Origin of the sequence: Ralstonia mannitolilytica, from assembly GCF_905397375.1 — a bacterium.
Taxonomy (GTDB): domain Bacteria; phylum Pseudomonadota; class Gammaproteobacteria; order Burkholderiales; family Burkholderiaceae; genus Ralstonia; species Ralstonia mannitolilytica.
The window spans coordinates 153,971-170,511 of record NZ_CAJPVG010000007.1; the positions used below are offsets into that span (position 1 = coordinate 153,971).

The 16,541-nt window shown below is 67.2% G+C and carries 18 protein-coding genes; 9 read left to right on the forward strand and 9 right to left on the reverse strand.

Features of this window, described 5'->3' with window-relative positions; all coding sequences use genetic code 11:
• The first annotated feature begins 4 nt into the window (after positions 1-4).
• From KHN96_RS14785 to KHN96_RS14800, 4 genes are all read left to right on the forward strand, one after another.
• Entirely contained in the window at positions 5-1,225 is a 1,221-nt protein-coding gene (locus KHN96_RS14785) for an NnrS family protein (protein ID WP_062737656.1), read from the forward strand.
• A gap of 45 nt (positions 1,226-1,270) precedes the next feature.
• On the forward strand, positions 1,271-2,728 hold the full coding sequence (gene pdxR / locus KHN96_RS14790) for a MocR-like pyridoxine biosynthesis transcription factor PdxR (RefSeq protein ID WP_062737655.1): 1,458 nt from the start codon (positions 1,271-1,273) through the stop codon (positions 2,726-2,728).
• An 86-nt stretch (positions 2,729-2,814) separates the two neighbouring features.
• Entirely contained in the window at positions 2,815-3,252 is a 438-nt protein-coding gene (locus tag KHN96_RS14795) for a carboxymuconolactone decarboxylase family protein (protein WP_045785354.1), read from the forward strand.
• 49 nt (positions 3,253-3,301) lie between these two features.
• Complete coding sequence (locus KHN96_RS14800) at positions 3,302-3,730, forward strand: hypothetical protein (RefSeq protein WP_045785355.1); 429 nt, start codon at positions 3,302-3,304, stop codon at positions 3,728-3,730.
• Between the two features lie 3 nt (positions 3,731-3,733).
• Here the strand turns inward: KHN96_RS14800 and KHN96_RS14805 are convergent, their stop codons facing one another.
• Complete coding sequence (locus KHN96_RS14805; RefSeq protein ID WP_062737654.1) at positions 3,734-5,026, reverse strand: MFS transporter; 1,293 nt, start codon at positions 5,024-5,026, stop codon at positions 3,734-3,736.
• A gap of 168 nt (positions 5,027-5,194) precedes the next feature.
• The gene (locus tag KHN96_RS14810) at positions 5,195-6,079 is read right to left on the reverse strand and encodes a LysR family transcriptional regulator (protein WP_045785357.1); all 885 of its coding nucleotides are present in this window, start codon (positions 6,077-6,079) and stop codon (positions 5,195-5,197) included.
• A 113-nt stretch (positions 6,080-6,192) separates the two neighbouring features.
• Between KHN96_RS14810 and argC the strand changes: the two genes are divergently transcribed.
• Together argC and KHN96_RS14820 are read left to right on the forward strand one after the other, a co-directional pair.
• Entirely contained in the window at positions 6,193-7,125 is a 933-nt protein-coding gene (argC, locus tag KHN96_RS14815) for an N-acetyl-gamma-glutamyl-phosphate reductase (RefSeq protein WP_062737653.1), read from the forward strand.
• Between the two features lie 138 nt (positions 7,126-7,263).
• Positions 7,264-8,100 (forward strand): bifunctional allantoicase/(S)-ureidoglycine aminohydrolase, encoded by an 837-nt coding sequence (locus KHN96_RS14820; RefSeq protein ID WP_062737652.1) that lies wholly within the window; start codon positions 7,264-7,266, stop codon positions 8,098-8,100.
• Between the two features lie 86 nt (positions 8,101-8,186).
• Here KHN96_RS14820 and tam read toward each other — a convergent pair whose 3' ends face one another.
• On the reverse strand, positions 8,187-8,966 hold the full coding sequence (tam, locus tag KHN96_RS14825) for a trans-aconitate 2-methyltransferase (protein WP_062737651.1): 780 nt from the start codon (positions 8,964-8,966) through the stop codon (positions 8,187-8,189).
• Between the two features lie 101 nt (positions 8,967-9,067).
• Here tam and KHN96_RS14830 point away from each other — a divergent pair, with 101 nt between their 5' ends.
• Entirely contained in the window at positions 9,068-9,964 is an 897-nt protein-coding gene (locus KHN96_RS14830) for a LysR family transcriptional regulator (protein WP_062737650.1), read from the forward strand.
• 53 nt (positions 9,965-10,017) lie between these two features.
• Here the strand turns inward: KHN96_RS14830 and KHN96_RS14835 are convergent, their stop codons facing one another.
• Together KHN96_RS14835 and KHN96_RS14840 are read right to left on the reverse strand one after the other, a co-directional pair.
• Positions 10,018-10,326, reverse strand: coding sequence for a hypothetical protein (locus tag KHN96_RS14835; protein ID WP_062737701.1), 309 nt, complete (start codon positions 10,324-10,326; stop codon positions 10,018-10,020).
• 217 nt (positions 10,327-10,543) lie between these two features.
• The gene (locus KHN96_RS14840; RefSeq protein ID WP_062737649.1) at positions 10,544-11,653 is read right to left on the reverse strand and encodes a nickel/cobalt efflux protein RcnA; all 1,110 of its coding nucleotides are present in this window, start codon (positions 11,651-11,653) and stop codon (positions 10,544-10,546) included.
• Positions 11,654-11,754: 101 nt separating this feature from the next.
• Between KHN96_RS14840 and KHN96_RS14845 the strand changes: the two genes are divergently transcribed.
• The gene (locus KHN96_RS14845) at positions 11,755-12,027 is read left to right on the forward strand and encodes a metal/formaldehyde-sensitive transcriptional repressor (protein WP_062737648.1); all 273 of its coding nucleotides are present in this window, start codon (positions 11,755-11,757) and stop codon (positions 12,025-12,027) included.
• A gap of 373 nt (positions 12,028-12,400) precedes the next feature.
• Positions 12,401-13,264: a DMT family transporter gene (locus KHN96_RS14850; RefSeq protein ID WP_062737647.1), complete on the forward strand. Its 864-nt coding sequence runs from the start codon at positions 12,401-12,403 to the stop codon at positions 13,262-13,264.
• Positions 13,265-13,335: 71 nt separating this feature from the next.
• Here KHN96_RS14850 and KHN96_RS14855 read toward each other — a convergent pair whose 3' ends face one another.
• The 4 genes from KHN96_RS14855 to ehuD all read right to left on the reverse strand — a co-directional run bounded on the left by KHN96_RS14855 (position 13,336) and on the right by ehuD (position 16,541).
• The gene (locus KHN96_RS14855) at positions 13,336-13,725 is read right to left on the reverse strand and encodes a hypothetical protein (protein WP_062737646.1); all 390 of its coding nucleotides are present in this window, start codon (positions 13,723-13,725) and stop codon (positions 13,336-13,338) included.
• Positions 13,726-13,798: 73 nt separating this feature from the next.
• Entirely contained in the window at positions 13,799-15,109 is a 1,311-nt protein-coding gene (locus KHN96_RS14860; protein ID WP_062737645.1) for an NAD(P)/FAD-dependent oxidoreductase, read from the reverse strand.
• Positions 15,106-15,867, reverse strand: coding sequence for an amino acid ABC transporter ATP-binding protein (locus KHN96_RS14865; protein ID WP_062737644.1), 762 nt, complete (start codon positions 15,865-15,867; stop codon positions 15,106-15,108). The genes KHN96_RS14860 and KHN96_RS14865 overlap by 4 nt, the downstream gene beginning before the upstream one ends.
• Positions 15,868-15,869: 2 nt before the next feature.
• Positions 15,870-16,541: an ectoine/hydroxyectoine ABC transporter permease subunit EhuD gene (ehuD, locus tag KHN96_RS14870; protein ID WP_062737643.1), complete on the reverse strand. Its 672-nt coding sequence runs from the start codon at positions 16,539-16,541 to the stop codon at positions 15,870-15,872.

The window sequence follows — 16,541 nt, forward strand, 5'->3', positions numbered from 1 at the left end:
CACCATGTCCCGCCCAGCCCCGGTGCAACGGATCCTTGCCGGCCAGCCCGCCGTGGACGGCCGCCCACGTTACGCGGGGCCGCCCATCCTGGCGCTCGGCTTCCGGCCGTTCTATCTGCTGGCGGCAGCGTTTGCCGCGCTCGGGATGGCGCTGTGGGCGGGGTCGCTGCTGGGGTGGCTGCCCGCGGCGCTGGGCCCGTCGACGATGGCGCCGCTGTTCTGGCACGCGCACGAAATGGTGTTCGGCTTTGCTGCTGCCGTGGTGGTCGGCTTCCTTTTCACCGCCGGCAAGAACTGGACGGGGCTGCAGACGCCGCGAGGCATGCATCTCGCCGCGCTTGCCGCGTTGTGGCTCGCCGCGCGCGTACTGATGTGGACGGGCCCTGCGCCCTTGGCTGTGGCGGTGGACGTGGCCTTTCTGCCGCTGTGCGGCGTGACATTCCTGCGCATCCTGCGGCGCGCGAAAAGCGTGCGCAACTACGGCCTGGCGATTGCGCTGCTGGTGCTGGGCACCATCAACGCCGGCTTCCATGCGGCGCTCCTCTGCGGCGAGCCCCTCGTCGCGCTGCGTTGCCTTGACGCGGCGGCGGGCCTCGTCTGCGTGTTCGTCACCGTGATCGGCGGGCGCGTGTTCCCGATGTTGACGGCCAACGCCATCCCGGACGTGCGCGTCCGCACCGTGGTCTGGGCGGAGCGCGCGATCGTGCCTGCAACGGCCCTGGCCGTGGTGGTGCTGGCGGCGCCTGTGGAAGGCATCGTGCCGGCCATTGTGTTCGCCGCGGCGGCGGTGCTTCACGGCGCCCGCTGGAGCGGCTGGGATACGCGCCGCACGTTGCGCACGCCCATGGTCGCCATCCTGCATGTGGCCTATGGGTTCTTGCCGATCGGCTTTGCGATGCTGGCGGCCGCGGCGCTTGGCTGGGGCAGCCGCTCCACCGCGCTGCATGCCCTGACCGCAGGCGCGATCGGCTGCGCCATCGTCGGCATGATCACGCGCACGGCACTGGGCCACACCGGCCGGCTGCTGCGCACGGGCGGCGCCGAGAACTTCGCCTACGCCGCCATCGCGCTGGCTGCCATCGTGCGCGTTGCCGGGCCGGCGCTGCTGCCGCGCGGCGTGTGGATCGGCGCGGCCAGCGCGTTGTGGGTCGCCGGGTTTGCGGCCTACCTGTGGCGCTACACCCCGTGGCTGATGACCGCGCGCGTGGACGGCCGCGAGGGCTGAACGTCGCCGTAGAATGGCGCAGCCCACTCGCCCACTGCGCCCACGATGGATGTCCATCTGACGATCCACGGCCGGCATGACCTTGCCGGCCAGCTCTATCGGCAGCTCCGCACCGCCATCCTCGATGGCCGGCTCGTGCCGGGCGAGCGGCTACCCTCCACGCGCGACCTTGCGCTGCAGATCGGCGTATCCCGCAAGACGACGCTGGACGTGTTCGAGCGTCTGGTGGCGGAGGGCTACCTGCAATCGCGCCCCGGCTCGGGCACGTTTGTCGCCGAGGCCGCCGAAGGTTTGCGTGCGCGCACGCCGCCGGCATCGGCCGCCGCCCAGCTCGGCTCGCCCACGCTGCCCGTGCGCCGGTTTGACACGCCGTGGAACGAGGTGCCGGCCGTGCTGCCGATGCCGCGCGCCAACGTGGTGTACGACTTTGCCGGCGGCGTGACCGAGAAGCGCCTCTTCCCCTTCGACGCATGGCGCCGCTGCGTGGCGCACGCCCTGCGCCAGCAGGCACGCGGGCGCGGCGGCTATCACGATCCGGGCGGGGACCAGGCGCTGCGGCTGGCGGTTTCGCGCTATCTCGCCTTCAGCCGTGCGGTGGTGTGTGCGTGGGCGGACATCATCGTCACGCATGGCGCGCAGCAGGCCATCGACCTCATCGCGCGGGTGCTGGTGCGCCCCGGCGATACGGTGGCGGTGGAGGACCCCGGCTATCCGCCCGTGCGCATCGCTCTGCAGGCGCTCGGCGCGAACGTCGTGCCGGTGCCGGTGGATGCGCAGGGCTTGGTCGTCGAGGCACTGCCGCCGCAGGCCAGGCTCGTCTACGTGACGCCATCGCACCAGTTTCCGCTCGGCATGCCGATGAGCCTCGCGCGCCGCGCGCAACTGCTCGACTGGGCGCAACGTCATGACGCGCTGATCGTCGAAGACGATTACGACAGCGAATTCCGCTTCGACGGCCGCCCGATGGAATCGCTCAAGAGCCTCGATGCCGCCGGCTGCGTGGCCTACGTGGGGACGTTCTCCAAGACGATCTTCCCGGAGCTGCGCATCGGCTACATGGTGCCACCGGGCTCCCTGGTGGCGCCGCTGCGGCACGCCAAGCAGGTGGCCGACTGGCACAGCGAATCGCTCATGCAGGCGGCGCTGGCCAAGTTCATGCTCGATGGCGATTTCGCCAAGCACCTGCGCCGCATGCACAAGGAATATGCGGCCCGGCGCACGGCGCTGCTGCGGCATCTGCGAGGCCCGCTGGCGCCGTGGCTGGCACCGTTGCCGTCTGCCGCGGGCATTCACATGGCGGCGCGCGTGCAGGCGCGGCTGCCGGAAGCGGAGCTGCTCCAGATCGCGCACAGCGTTGGCGTGGGCCTGTACGGCACGGCGCGGATGTTCGTGGCGCAGCCGCCGCAGCCCGGCCTGCTGCTCGGCTACGGGCATGTGAACGTGGCGGAGATCGACACGGCGCTCGGCAAGCTGGCAGAAGCGCTCGGCAAGGTGGCTACCTGATATTCACGCCGATTGGCGATTCCACGGCGCCACGGTGGACCCTAGACTGCCTTCGATCCTCCAGCACGAAACCCCAGGAGCCCGCCATGGAACCCCGCCTCGATTTCTACCAGAGCAACCCCGCCGCCATCCAGGCCGTCATGGGCCTCGAAAAAGCCCTGGGCAAAAGCTCGCTCGAAAAACCGCTGACCGAACTCGTGCGCCTGCGCGCCTCGCAGATCAACGGCTGCGCCTATTGCGTTGACATGCACAGCGCCGATGCGCGCAAGGCCGGCGAAGACGAGCGGCGCCTGGCCGCGGTGTGCGTCTGGCAGGAGACGCCGTTCTTCACCGACCGCGAACGCGCCGCGCTGGCGTGGACCGAGGCCGTCACGCGCGTCGGCGAAACGCGCGTGCCCGACGACGTGTGGCAGGCCGCGCGCGCGCAGTTTTCCGACGCCGAGCTGGTCGACCTGACGCTGCTGGTCTGCACCATCAACACGTGGAACCGCCTGGCGGTCAGTTTCCGTAAACTGCCGGCCTGAGCGCCGCCTATACTGCCCGGCACCGGCGCGCGCCGCACACGGAGGCCTCATGCTGCACAACGTCCGCACCCTGAGCATCAACGTCGAACGCCACTTTGACGACGTGGCCGCGTTCCTCGCCGAGCCGCTGAATTTCCCGATCTGGGCGACCGGCTTGTCCGAAGGGCTCGCACCCGGCACGCAGGGTTCTGGCGCGGCGCCTGACGAATGGATTGCCAAGGCGCCTGCCGGCACCGATGGCAACGTGTTCATCCGCTTCAGCCCGCCCAACGACTTCGGCATCGCCGACCACTGGGTGCGGATGCCCGACGGCAATGTCGTCTATGTGCCGCTGCGCGTGGTGCGTAATGGCCCCGGCACCACGGTCTCGCTCACGCTGTTTCAGCAGCCCAACATGGACGACGCGCAGTTCGAAGCCGATGCCGAATGGGTGCAGCGCGACCTGGTGAAGCTCAAGACGGTGCTCGAAGCCGAGTAGCGCTCAGGCCTTCTCCGCCTGCGGGGCTTGCGGCACCGGGTGCGGCGCAGACGGGCCGGCCGGCGCCGCCAGCGACGGATCGCCGCGCTCGTCGGAGCCTTTCACCTGGCTGATCCAGAACACGCAGAACAGGCCGGCCGCCACCGCCAGCCAGCCGTTCAATCCGTAACCCTCGATGTGGCCCGCCGCGCCATTGCTGAGCAGCAGGCCGCCCAGCCACGCACCCACGCCCGTGCCCACCGACATCACGGCGCTGTTGGCCGACAGGAACGCACCGCGCACCTGCGGGTTCGGCACCGTCGTCATCAGCGCCTGCATCGGCACCATGCGGCTGGACAGCACCACCATGAAGCATGGGAAGAACAGCAGCATGCCAACGAAGGGCCAGTCGGGCAGATGTGTCATCACCAGCACGGGAATGCAGGCAAGCAGCGTGGCCGCCACGAACACGCGGCGCCGGCCGTAGCGGTCGGCCAGCTTGCCGACCGCGCGCGACGTGAAGAACGACGCCGCACCACCCGCCACGTACAGCCACGACAGATCCTGCGGCGCCACGCCATGGTTGGCCACCAGCACCGGCGAGATGAACGGGATCACCAGCATGTGCGAGCCCATCATCACGAAGGTCAGCACGAACGCGCGCAGATGGCCCGGATTGGTCAGCAGGCGCCACAGGTTGACGAGGACATCGCCGAACGTCTGGCTGCGCTTGTCGGCGAGGTGTCCGGCCAGCGGCGGAACGGTCTGACGCGCGCCGAGCCAGATCAGCACCGTGAGCGCCGTCAGCAGGAAGAACGGCGCCGACCAGCCGAAGTGCGCGCCAATCGCAATGCCCACGGGCACGCCCGCCATGGCTGCCAGCGCAAACGACGACATCACCACGCCCGTGGCCGCGCCGCGCCGCGCGGGCGGAATCACGTCGGAGAGCACGGCCAGGATGATCGACCCGAGCACGCCGCCCGTGACGCCCGCAAACGCGCGTGCAAACAGCAGCATGGCGTAGTTGCCGGACAGCGCGCACGCCATGTTGGCGAGCGTGAACAGGCCATAGACCGTCAGCAGCAGGCGTCGCCGGTCGAAGCGGTCGATGTACGTGGCCGCCAGCAGGCCGGAAGCGCCCGAGCACAGCGAATACACCGACACGGCCGTGGCGAACGCCGCCGGGCCGATGCCAAACGTATGCATGATCTGCGGACCAAGCGGCATCATCACCATGAAATCCATGATGACGGTGAACTGCGTGAGCGCGAGCAGCCAGAGCAACCGGCGCTCGCGGGAGGCATCAAGTAGAGGCATGAGGGCGAAGAAAGAAAGGGAGGAGGCGGCGCGCGCGGCTCGGAATGGGCAGCCAGGCTCGCCGGGTTGTGTCGAAAAACATATCGTACGATAGTTGTCACGACACAAGAAGTCAAACTTTATTCATCGGATTCTCCGCCTCGTCACGGTGCCAAGGCGCGCAATGCGCTATTTCGCGCGCAGCATCCAAAGCACGTCGAGCACATGCTGGGTCGATCGCTCGACGTGGCCGGCCCGGTGCGCGATGCCAAGTTCGCGCCACAACGCAGGCCGCAGCGGCCGCATGGTGATGCGCACATCCGACGGTGCGGCGGACGCCTCGTGCGGGAGCAGTGTGGCGCCATAACCGGCGGCGACCAGGCTCTTGATGGCGTCGTTGTAGTTGAGCTGGATGCGCGGCACGGGGTGATAACCGTCCGTGGCGAACCACTCGGTCGTCTGGCGTGACAGACGCGTGGTGGCGTCGTTGAGGATCAACGGCTGCGCGCTCAGCCAAGCCGGCGTGATGCGCGCGGGGCTCGTCCAGTGCGCCGGCAGGAACGCCATCACCGGATCGCGCCGCCATGGCTTGATGGCGAGCCCCGCCACCTGCGATTGCGGCAGTGCCACGAGGCCAATGTCGAGCGCGCCATCGGCGAGCCTCGCCAGCGTTTCCTGCGACGTGAGCACCGCCACCTGCACGTCGATGCCGGGGTGGTCTTGCCGCAGCACCTCCAGCGCCTGCGGCAGCAAGTGGGCGATGGCGCCGGTGGACGCGCCCAGCCGTACGCGCCCGCTCAGTCCCTGCACCTGGCGTTGGATGTCGTCCAGCGCCTGCTCGGCATCGGCCAGCAGCTTGCGGGCGCGCTCCACCATCACCTCGCCGATGGCGGTGGGCTGCACCTGCCCGCGCTTGCGAGAGAGCAACTGCGCGCCCACGCGATCTTCGAGTTCGGCAATGTGCAGGCTGACGGTGGGCGCCGCCAGATGGAGCGCCCGCGCCGCGTCGGCAAACGAACCGCGCTGGGCAACTTCGACCAGCGTGCGCAGGCGGTCCAGGCTGATCTCTCGCATGATTCAGAAAAGCTGAATGTGACGGTTGTGAAATTCAACTTTTCATATTCTAGGTCGCGCCCGAAGATGGGGCTTGCATTCACCACCATCTTCTTTCCCTGGGAGCGCCCGCCATGTCCACGCCCCTCGTCTTCATCGACGGCGACCAAGGCACCACCGGCCTGCAAATCCACGAGCGTCTGCGCGGCCGCGTCGAGCGGCAAGACCTGAAACTGCTGACGCTTCCCGCCGACGCCCGCAAAGACGCGCAACGCCGTGCCGAAGCCATCAACGCCTGCGATATCGCCATCCTGTGCCTGCCAGATGCGGCCGCGCGCGAGGCGGTCGCAGCCATCGTCAACCCGCGCGTGCGCGTGATCGACGCCAGCTCCGCGCATCGCACCACGCCGGGCTGGGTCTACGGCTTTCCGGAGATGAGCGACGAGCAAGCTCAACGTGTTGCGGGCGCGTCGCGCGTGACCAACCCGGGCTGCTACCCGACCGGCGCGATCGGGCTGCTGCGCCCGCTCGTGCAGGCGGGCCTTGTGCCGGCGGATTACCCGATCAGCATTCATGCCGTGTCCGGCTATTCGGGCGGCGGGCGCGCCGCGGTGGAAACGTACGAGGGGCCGGAGGCAGCAAGCGCCCTGCCGTTCCAGGTGTACGGGCTGGGTCTGGCGCACAAGCACACGCCCGAGATCCAACTGCACGCCGGACTCACGCAGCGGCCGATGTTCGTCCCGGCCTACGGCGCGTATCGCCAGGGCATTGTGCTGACGGTGCCGCTGGAGCTGCGTCTGCTCAACGCCGACGTTGATGCGACGGCGCTGCACGCATGTCTGGCTGACCACTACGCCGGTGCGCAGCATGTGGAGGTGATGCCGCTGCAGGTGCCGTCCGCCGTGCCGCATCTCGACCCGCAGGCGCTCAACGGCACCAACGACATGCGGCTGGGCGTGTTCGCCAACGACCACGGCCAGGTCCTGCTCACGGCAGTGTTCGACAACCTCGGCAAAGGCGCCTCAGGCGCAGCGGTCCAGAACCTTGATCTGATGCTGGCGCGGTAGTGGCAAATCGAATGGAAGTTATCGGAACATTTAATTGGTCGATTGTGGGCGACTTCGCTATCGTCAACGCCGCCCGCGTACGAACCGCCTGTTGCTGTTTGCGCTCGGGGCCGGACCAACCCATTGCCTGAATGCAACATGTCTAAGACCACGTATTACGCGCCGCATGGCGGCCATCCGCCGCAGACGGATCTGCTGACCGATCGCGCGATGTTCACCGAGGCGTACGCGGTGATCCCCAAGGGGGTGATGCGCGACATCGTCACGAGCTGGCTGCCGTTCTGGACCCAGACGCGCCTGTGGGTGATCGCCCGCCCGCTGTCGGGTTTTGCCGAGACCTTCTCGCAGTACATCGTTGAAGTGAGCCCGGGCGGCGGCAGCGACAAGCCCGAGCAGGACAAGAACGCCGAAGCCGTGCTGTTCGTCGTTGAAGGCGAAGCCGAGCTGACGCTGCAGGGCAAGAAGCACACGCTCACGCCGGGCGGCTACGCGTTCATCCCGCCGGGCGCCGATTGGACGCTGCACAACGTCAGCGACGCCGCGGTGCGCTTCCACTGGATCCGCAAGCACTATCAGGTCGTCGATGGCATTCCCCTGCCGGAAGCCTTCGTGACGAACGAGCAGGACGTCGAGCCGATCCCGATGCCGGGCACCAACGGCGCGTGGGTGACGACGCGCTTTGTCGACATGAGCGACATGCGCCACGACATGCACGTCAACATCGTCACGTTCGAGCCGGGCGGCGTGATTCCGTTTGCCGAAACCCACGTGATGGAACACGGCCTGTACGTGCTCGAAGGCAAGGCCGTCTATCGCCTCAATCAGGACTGGGTCGAAGTGGAAGCCGGCGACTTCATGTGGCTGCGCGCGTTCTGTCCGCAGGCCTGCTATTCGGGTGGCCCTGGCCGCTTCCGTTACCTGCTGTACAAGGATGTGAACCGTCACATGAACCTGACCCTGAACCCGTCGCGCTAAGCGACGCAGAGGTCGGATAAAAAAGCCCGCCGGTATTTGCCGTCGGGCTTTTTTTCATGGCGGCGTTCCTGCTTCTGCGATTGCGCCTACTTGCGCGTCGCCACGATGAATAGGCGCGGAAACGGCAGCAGTACCGTGCCGTCGTCGAGTGCCGGATAGGCCTGGGCAATCGCGTCGCGATAGCGGGTGAGAAATGCGGGGCGCTCGTCCTCGTTCAACGCCGCGAGGAAGGGTCGCAGGCCGGTTCCCTTCAGCCATTCCACCACCGCATCCGCGCCACCCCGCAGAGGGTGGTAATACGTGGTGCGCCATACGTCCACCCGACTGCACAGCGGTGACAGCATGGCGTAGTAGCGGCGTGGGTCAAACCGCTCCGTGCGTTCGACGCCCTTGAGCTCGCCGGCCCACGGACCGTCGGCAGCCACCTCGCGCATCAGGCGGTGCGTCGGCTCGTCCAGGTTGTCGGGCACCTGCACCGCCAGGTGGCCGCCCTGCGTCAGCTTGCCGATCAATTTCGGGAACAGCGTGCCGTGATCGGGCAACCATTGCAGCACGGCGTTCGCCAGGATCAGATCGAACGGTTCGGGCGGGTTCCACGTCGCAACGTCGGCGATCTCAAAATCCACGTGCGGCAGGCGCTTGCGCGCGGCCTCGATCATGTCGGCCGAAGTATCGAACCCGCGCACGGCGGCGCCGGGCGCGCGCGCCATCAGTGCCTCGGTGGAATTGCCTGGCCCGCAGCCGATGTCGACGGCGCTGCGGATGGCCGTTTGCGGCACGGCGGCCAGCAAGTCCCGGGCAGGCCGCGTGCGTTCTTCTTCAAACCGGACGTACTGATCTGCGCTCCAATCGTGCTGCGTGGTCATGCTGGTTCTCCTTGCCGGGGTTGCGATCGAACACGGGCATTCTGTGGCGCGGCAGGAGATCAGTAAAATGAATTCATTGCTGGAATTCATTCATTTATCTGATGAAAATCGATACGCTCGGCGTGCAGGCATTCGTGGCGATTGCGGAGAGCGGCAGCTTTACGCAAGCCGCCGATACGCTGCACGTGACGCAGACCGCCATCACGCAGCGCCTGCGCAAGCTGGAGGCGTTTCTTGGTGTGGCGCTGGTGGAGCGCACCACGCGCCGGACCGAGCTGACCGAAATCGGTCAGCGCTTTCTGCCGCAGGCGCGCCGGCTGCTCAATGAGTTGTCCGATGCGCTCACGGAGATTCGCGAGACCGGCCTGAGCCAGCGCGGCGACATCACCATCGCATGCGTGCCGACGGTGGGCGTGCACTACCTCCCGCGCATCCTGCGCGCGTTCTCCGAGCACCGCCCGCACGATCGCGTGAAGATTCTCGACCACGCCTCGGCGTCCGTGCTGCAGGCGGTGCTGCGTCGTGAGGCCGAGTTCGGCATCAGCATTGCGGGCGACCAGCATCCGGAACTCGTGAGCGTGCCGCTGACGAGCGATCCGTACGTCCTCGTCTGCCGCGACGATCATCCGCTCGCCAAGCGGCGCCGCATCCGGTGGCAGGCCCTGCAGCCGCACCCGCTCATCTTTGCCGGCGAGGTCAGCGGCAACCGCAGCCTGCTCGACGGCGCACTCAAGGCGAGCGGCGTGACGCTGCATTCGTTCTATGAAGTGCAGCGCAGTTCAACGGCGCTCGGGCTGGTGGCCGAAGGCCTGGGCGCAGCGGTGGTGCCGCGGCTGGCGATGCAGAAGAACGCGTATCCGATGATTCGTACGGTGGAGCTGGTCGAGCCCGAAGTGTCGCGCACGCTGGTGCTCGTCACGCGCAAGGCAGCGCAGTTGTCGCCTGCAGCGCGTGCCCTGTATGACCGGATCGTCGACGGGGCAACATCGACGACGTGAGGCTCGCGTGGAGGGCCGCGCTTACACGGTCCCTCTCACGCCATGCCGGCCCGTCACGCGCGAGCGCCGTCCGTGCTGCCCGGGTAGCTCGTATCGCCGCGCCATGCGAGCACGTCGTGTGCGCTGGTTTGCCGATCGGCACCTTGCGCATATGGATCGAAACGATCGTACTTCCACGACAGATAGCCATAGGTGTCGGCCTGGCGATCAGCGCCCTGCGTGAACGGGTCCGTCTTGTCGATGGCGCCTTGCGTGTACGGGTCGTACTTGGCCTGCGCGGCTGAAGCCGGTTGGGCGATGAACAGTGCAGCGGAAGCGGAAAGCGTGGCAAGCAAGGCCAGGGTAAGGCGGCGGGTGTGCATGATGAACTCCTCGTGCGGTGAACGTGCCGCCGGAGGCGGCATCCATTGGATCGCTAGCGGCGCGTGGCCGCCCGGATCCCACAGGTTGGTCGCGGTGCGCATGCAAACCTGACACTGCATCGACGAAAAACATGCCGCACCAGCCTCAGCCTGTACCTGCAGATACGCAGGCCATGCGGCAATGGATGCAGCCTTGTCACACCAAACGCAGACGTTGCTACGGCAGTTGCAGCACCCCATGCACGCCCTGCCAGCCCACGTACAACCCCACGAGCGCAATCAGCACGCCTGACAGGTACGGCGCCTTGCGTGCAAATTCACCAAAGCCGCCCCAGTGCCGGGAGACGTGCTTCACGCTCAGCGCCGCCAGCGCGCCCGAGGCCACCAGCGTGAGGGCCAACCCGATGCTGAAACACAGCACCAGCGCCGCGCCCAAGGTGATCTTCTTGAGCTGCAGGCACAACAGCAGCACGGTGATCGACGCCGGGCAAGGAATCAGTCCGCCCGTGAGCCCGAACACGATGATCTGGCCGGTGGTGACTTCACGGTTGGCGAAGCGGCGGCGGATGTCGTTGGCGTGCGCGCGTTCGTGGGCGTCCTGGTATTCGGCAGATGAAACATCGAGGCCGCCATGGCTGTGATCATGCTCGGAGAACGTGACGTCGTAGTCATGCCGATGGTGTTCGTGCCCGAGCGACAGGCGCGCTACGAAAGCATGCGGCTCGGGAACGACGTGCTCCGATTCGAGAAAACCGTCGCGCTGGACGAAGCCGAAGGTTTGCTGGCTGCCGTCGGGCCGCTCGGTGACGACCCGCACCTGCTCGGCTGACCATGCGGTGCCGCGCGTGCCCTCGCGTGTCAGCCGGAAGCGCGGCGGCACGCCATCTTCGAAGATGGCGAGTTGCACGACGCCATGGCCGGTGTCGACGCGTTGGATGTCGTCATGGCTGTGATCGTGGTGATGATGATCGTGGTCGTGCGCCGCGTGCGTGCTGCGCCAGGTGCGCCACATCATCCATGCTGCCACGGCCACGATCAGCACGGCCGACACCATCTGAAAATACGGCTCGGTCGTTTCTGCGTTCCAGTTGCGGCCGAAGTACAGCCCCGCCATGGCCACCGCCCACACCACCGCCGTATGCGACACCGTGGCCGACAGCCCGAGCAACACCGCCTGCGTGAGCGTGCCGCGGATCGCGACGATGAACGCCGCCATCATCGTCTTGGAATGCCCAGGCTCCAGGCCATGCAGCGCACCGAGCAGGATCGCACTGGGAACGAACAGCCAGGCGTTGCCTTGCTGCAGCAGGGTGGTGAACGCGGTCATGGGGAAGGCAGTGAAATCGGGTAGGCGAAATATACTCCCCCCTAGTATAGTGATGCTACCCTCCCGCGTCGTTCACCTCACCTCACCTCGATACCCGACCCATGGCTCATACCATCCGCGACAAAGCCAAGCTGCTGGCGCGCGTGCGGCGCATCCAGGGGCAGGCCGCTGCGCTGGAAAAACAACTCGCCGACGAGGGCGATTGCACCGCCATCCTCCAGCAGATCGCGGCGATTCGCGGCGCGGTCAACGGACTGATGGCAGCGGTCATCGAGGGCCACCTGACCGATCACGTCGTGAAGGAGCCTGCCGAGGCGCAACGCCAGGAAGACCTCGATGCGGTGATGCAGGTGATCAAGTCGTACCTGAAGTAACCGTAACGCGCCGCCCTTGCGCCCAGCGCGCGATCCCGATAGTCTGCTCAGACGCCATCGGCCAATTCCGATTCATCGCCTCTCTGATTCTCTGAATCTTCGTCTTCATGTCCCGACTTCACGCCACCCTCCTCGCCGCCGGCCATCGCGCCCGCGTGGATGACGTGTGCGTGCAGCCGGGGCCCTTCCCGCCTCCTGTCGTCTCCTGGGGCTACGACGCGGTCGCTGCACAGCCGCCGCCGCCTCCGCCCGCTCTCGGCTGATTTCCAGCCGCTTCGTTTCCGGTTGACCTGAACCAGGCTCGGGCACGCGCCCGAGGCAGGCGCTTGCCTGCGCGCCGGAACCCGACATCTCTTTTCGACAGGTGAGTGGAATGCGTTCCATGCAAGCCGCGCTGGCAGGGTCCGGCGCGACGGTTCTTTTCGTGCTGCTGTGGAGCAGCGGTGCAATCTTTGCGGAGATCGGGGTGCAGCATGTCCCGGCGTTCGCGTTTCTGGTCGGGCGCTTTACGCTCGCGTCTTTGGTGCTGGCGGGCCTGGGCCTGCGGCGCAGGCGGTGGTGGCCGGCGCCGGGTTCGCGGCTGAAGGTGGCCGCCATCGGTGCCTTGCTGACCGGCGGCTATTCGATCTGCTATCTGCTCGCGCTGGACCGCGGCCTCACGCCCGGGCTGTTGGCCACGGTGCTCGGCGTGCAGCCGCTGCTGACGCTGCTCGTGACTGAACGTATCTGGTCCGCACCGCGGATGGCCGGCCTCCTCCTCGCGCTGGGCGGCCTTTCGCTGGTGGTGGGCGGCGCCGATGCGCACCAGGTGCCGATGGCCGGTCTCGGCTATGCGCTGGCCGCGCTGTTGTGCATGACGGTCGGCGCCATCGGGCAGAAGCGGCTGAACCAGTCGCCCATCGATACGCTGCCGTTGCAGAACGCGGTGAGCCTCGTGCTGTGTGCGGCGTTTGCTTTCGCGCTGCCTGCGCAATCGCTGGCGCTCGCGCCAAGCTTGCCCGGTATCGCCGCCTTGCTGTGGATGGGCGTGGTGATGTCAGTGGGAGCGCAGTTGCTGTTCTACCGGCTCATGCAGCGCGGCAATCTCGTCAACGTGACGAGCCTGTTCTACCTCGTGCCGGTGGTGACGGCGCTGCTGGATGACCTCGTGCTCGGCCATCGCCTGGCGCTCCTGGCGATGGCGGGGATGGTGATGATTCTGCTGGGGTTGGCGGTGGCGTTTCGGGCGGCCCGCTGAGTGCAGCCGGTGGGCGAGCCGCCGGATCGGGGCGGCTCGCCCGCGCTACAGGCTGCCCGGTAGCCGATGCCTTACTGCGCCAGCCGCCGCAACTTCCATTCGCCGCTGGGCTGCTTGCACAGCCACGCCGTCCACTGCTCCTTGCTGCTGCCGCGCGTCAGTTCGCTCTGCAGGCGGCGGCACGGCTGGCCGGCGTCGGTCCTGGATTCCAGCGGTGTGATGGTCGCGTCGACGGCAGGCTGCTTGCCTGTGGCGGGCGAGGTCCATTGCGTGGGCGCGTTGTCGGCGCTGCTCTTCAGCACATCGCCGATGGCCTTGCTGAACGACTTCAACTCCGTCGGGCTCATCGAGCCGATGATGGTGCTGGCGAGCACGTTGCGGAAATAGGCGAACGACGGCGTGGCGCCAGCAAACAGCGCGGCGCCCGCACAAGCGAGCGCAAGACGGCGGCGATGCGACATGGGTCCCCCAGGATGTGACGAAAAGGAGCCTTCATCCTAGACCATGCCGCACCGGCCTGGGGTGTCGCTGTACTCAGCCGCCCAGCTTGTCGAGCAGGCTGTACCAGGCCACGCCCGCCGCAATGTAGAAGCGCTGCAGGCCATGCAGCGGGATCGGCGTGATGGGCGATACGGGATACGGAAACGCCTCGCCATTGCCCGCCAGCCGTGCGGCGATCTGCTGGCCGAGGCTGGTGCACAACGCGATGCCGCGCCCGTTGCAGCCCAGCGCCATCGTGATGCCTGGCGCCGGCTCATGAATGTGCGGCATGAAATCGCGCGTGATGGCGATGCGGCCGGCCCAGCGGTATTCGTATTCCAGCGGGCCGAGTTGTGGAAAGAGCAGCTCCAGTGAGCGTTCGAGGTGTGCAAAATCCTGCGCGTCGCGCGGCTCGGAAAAGAAGCCGCGTCCACCCATCAGCAGGCGCCCGGCTGCGTCTTTGCGGAAATACAGCAGCAGCCGTTGCGATGTGGAAGCCGTTTCCCCGCGCGCCAGAATGCGCTCGGCTTCAGCCGTCTTGAGCGGCCTGGTGGCGACGATAAAGCTGTTGGCCGAGAGCACCGTCTGCGCCAGGCCCGGCCAGAGCGGACCGGTGTAGCCGTTCGTGGCGATCACCACGCGCTGTGCCCGCACCGTTGCGCCCGTGCTGGTCGTGGCGATCCACTGCGTGCCCTGCCGCTCGAGTGCCGTGACGGCGGTGCGGCCATGCACGGCGGCACCGGCATTCTGCGCGGCACGCACCAGGCCCCGTGCATACGCCATCGGCTGGATGGCGCCTGCGCGGCCGTCGAGCCACGCGCCGGCAAACGCCTCGGTGCCGACACGCTGCGCGACGGCGGCGCGGTTCAGCATTTCCACCGGCACGCCGCGCTTCTCCCATTGCCGTGCGCGGGCGTGCAGCGCGGGTACGGCCTTGTCCGAATAGGAAAGCTGCAGCCACCCGGCACGCACGGGCTGGCAGTCGATGCGATGCCGCTCGATCAGATCGAACACCAGATCGGCGGAGCGCGAGATGGTGTCGATCAACGGTTCGGCACGTGCGGCGCCCAACAGGCTCACCAGTTCATCGGGGTCGTGCTTGAGCGTCGGGTTGACCTGCCCGCCGTTGCGCCCGGAAGCGCCCCAGCCCGGATCGTTGGCTTCGAGCACGGTGACCTGCGTGCCGCGCTCGGCCAGATGCAGCGCGGTGGACAGCCCCGTGTAACCGCCACCGATGACGAGCACATCGGTGGTGATCGACTCCATCAATGGCGGTGTAGGCGGTGCAGCAGGCGCCGTCGCTGCCCATAGCGAGGGCGGCAGCGGCTCGCCGCCCGCAGCCATGTCGAGTTGCGGCTGCGTCATGGCGCGAGGTCTCCGGCGGGAGCATCGGCGGGTTTGTGCAGCACGCGGCGTAGAAAGTCCTGCGTGCGCGGCTGGCGCGGGGCGCCCAGGACCTGCGCGGCTGGGCCTTCTTCGACGATGGTGCCGCTGTGCAGGAAGCACACGCGGTCCGCCACCTCGCGCGCAAAACCCATCTCGTGCGTGACGACGATCATCGTCATGCCTTCGCGGGCGAGGGCGCGCATCACCTCGAGCACATCGCCGACGAGTTCGGGGTCGAGCGCAGAGGTGGGCTCGTCAAACAGCATCGCCTCGGGCTCCATCGCCAGCGCGCGGGCAATCGCCACGCGCTGCTGCTGGCCGCCGGAAAGCTGCGCCGGATACGCCTCTGCCTTGGCGGCCAGGCCCACTTTTTCCAGCAGCGCCATCGCCTTGGCGCGCGCAGTTTCGGGACGTTCGCCCTTCACGTAGACGGGGCCTTCCATCACGTTTTCGAGCACGCTGCGATGCGGGAACAGGTTGAAGCGCTGGAACACCATGCCCATGCGGCTGCGCAGTGTGTGGATGGTTTTGCTGTGTTGATCGACGCGTTCGCCAAAGGCGCGGATCTCGCCGCCGTCGTACGACTCCAGCCCGTTGATGCAGCGCAGGACCGTCGACTTGCCCGAGCCCGACGGGCCGATCAGACAGACGACCTCGCCCTTGTTCACGTGCAGGCTCACGCCGCGCAGCACGTGATGGTCGCCAAAGTGCTTCTGCAGATCGCGAATCTCGATCATGCTCATCGTTTGGCCCTCCCCGCGCCCATGCGGTGTTCGAGCTTGCGCAGGCCGAACACCAGCGGCAGGCTCATCACCAGATAGAGCAGCGCGACCAGCGTGTAGACCGTCATGTTCTGGAACGTGGACGAGGCGATGAGCTGCCCCGCGCGCGTCATTTCCGCCACCGTGATGGTGGACACCAGCGACGAATCCTTGAGCATCATCACCAGCGTGTTGCCGTACGGCGGCAGCGCAATGCGAAACGCCTGCGGCAGGACCACGCGCCGCATGATGAGCGTGCCGCGCATGCCCATCGCTTGCGCCGCTTCACGCTGGCCGGGGTCGACCGCTTCAATACCGGCGCGGAAGTTCTCGGCCTGATACGCCGAATACGCAATGCCCAGCCCGATCACGCCCGCCTGAAACGCGGTGAGCTGAATGCCGATGTCCGGCAACACGAAGTAGATGTAGAAGAGCTGCACGATGATCGGCAGCCCGCGGATGATGTTGACGATCGTCGCCCCGGCCGCAGACACGGCCTTGACGGGCGACAGGCGCATCAGCGCGAGCCCCAGCCCGATCACGCTGCTAAGCAGGAACGACAGCACGGTCACCTCCACCGTGACCACCGCCCCCTTCAGCAGGATCGGCAGGAAGTCCTGCGCGTGCTCAAGAAACGTTGCAACACTCAT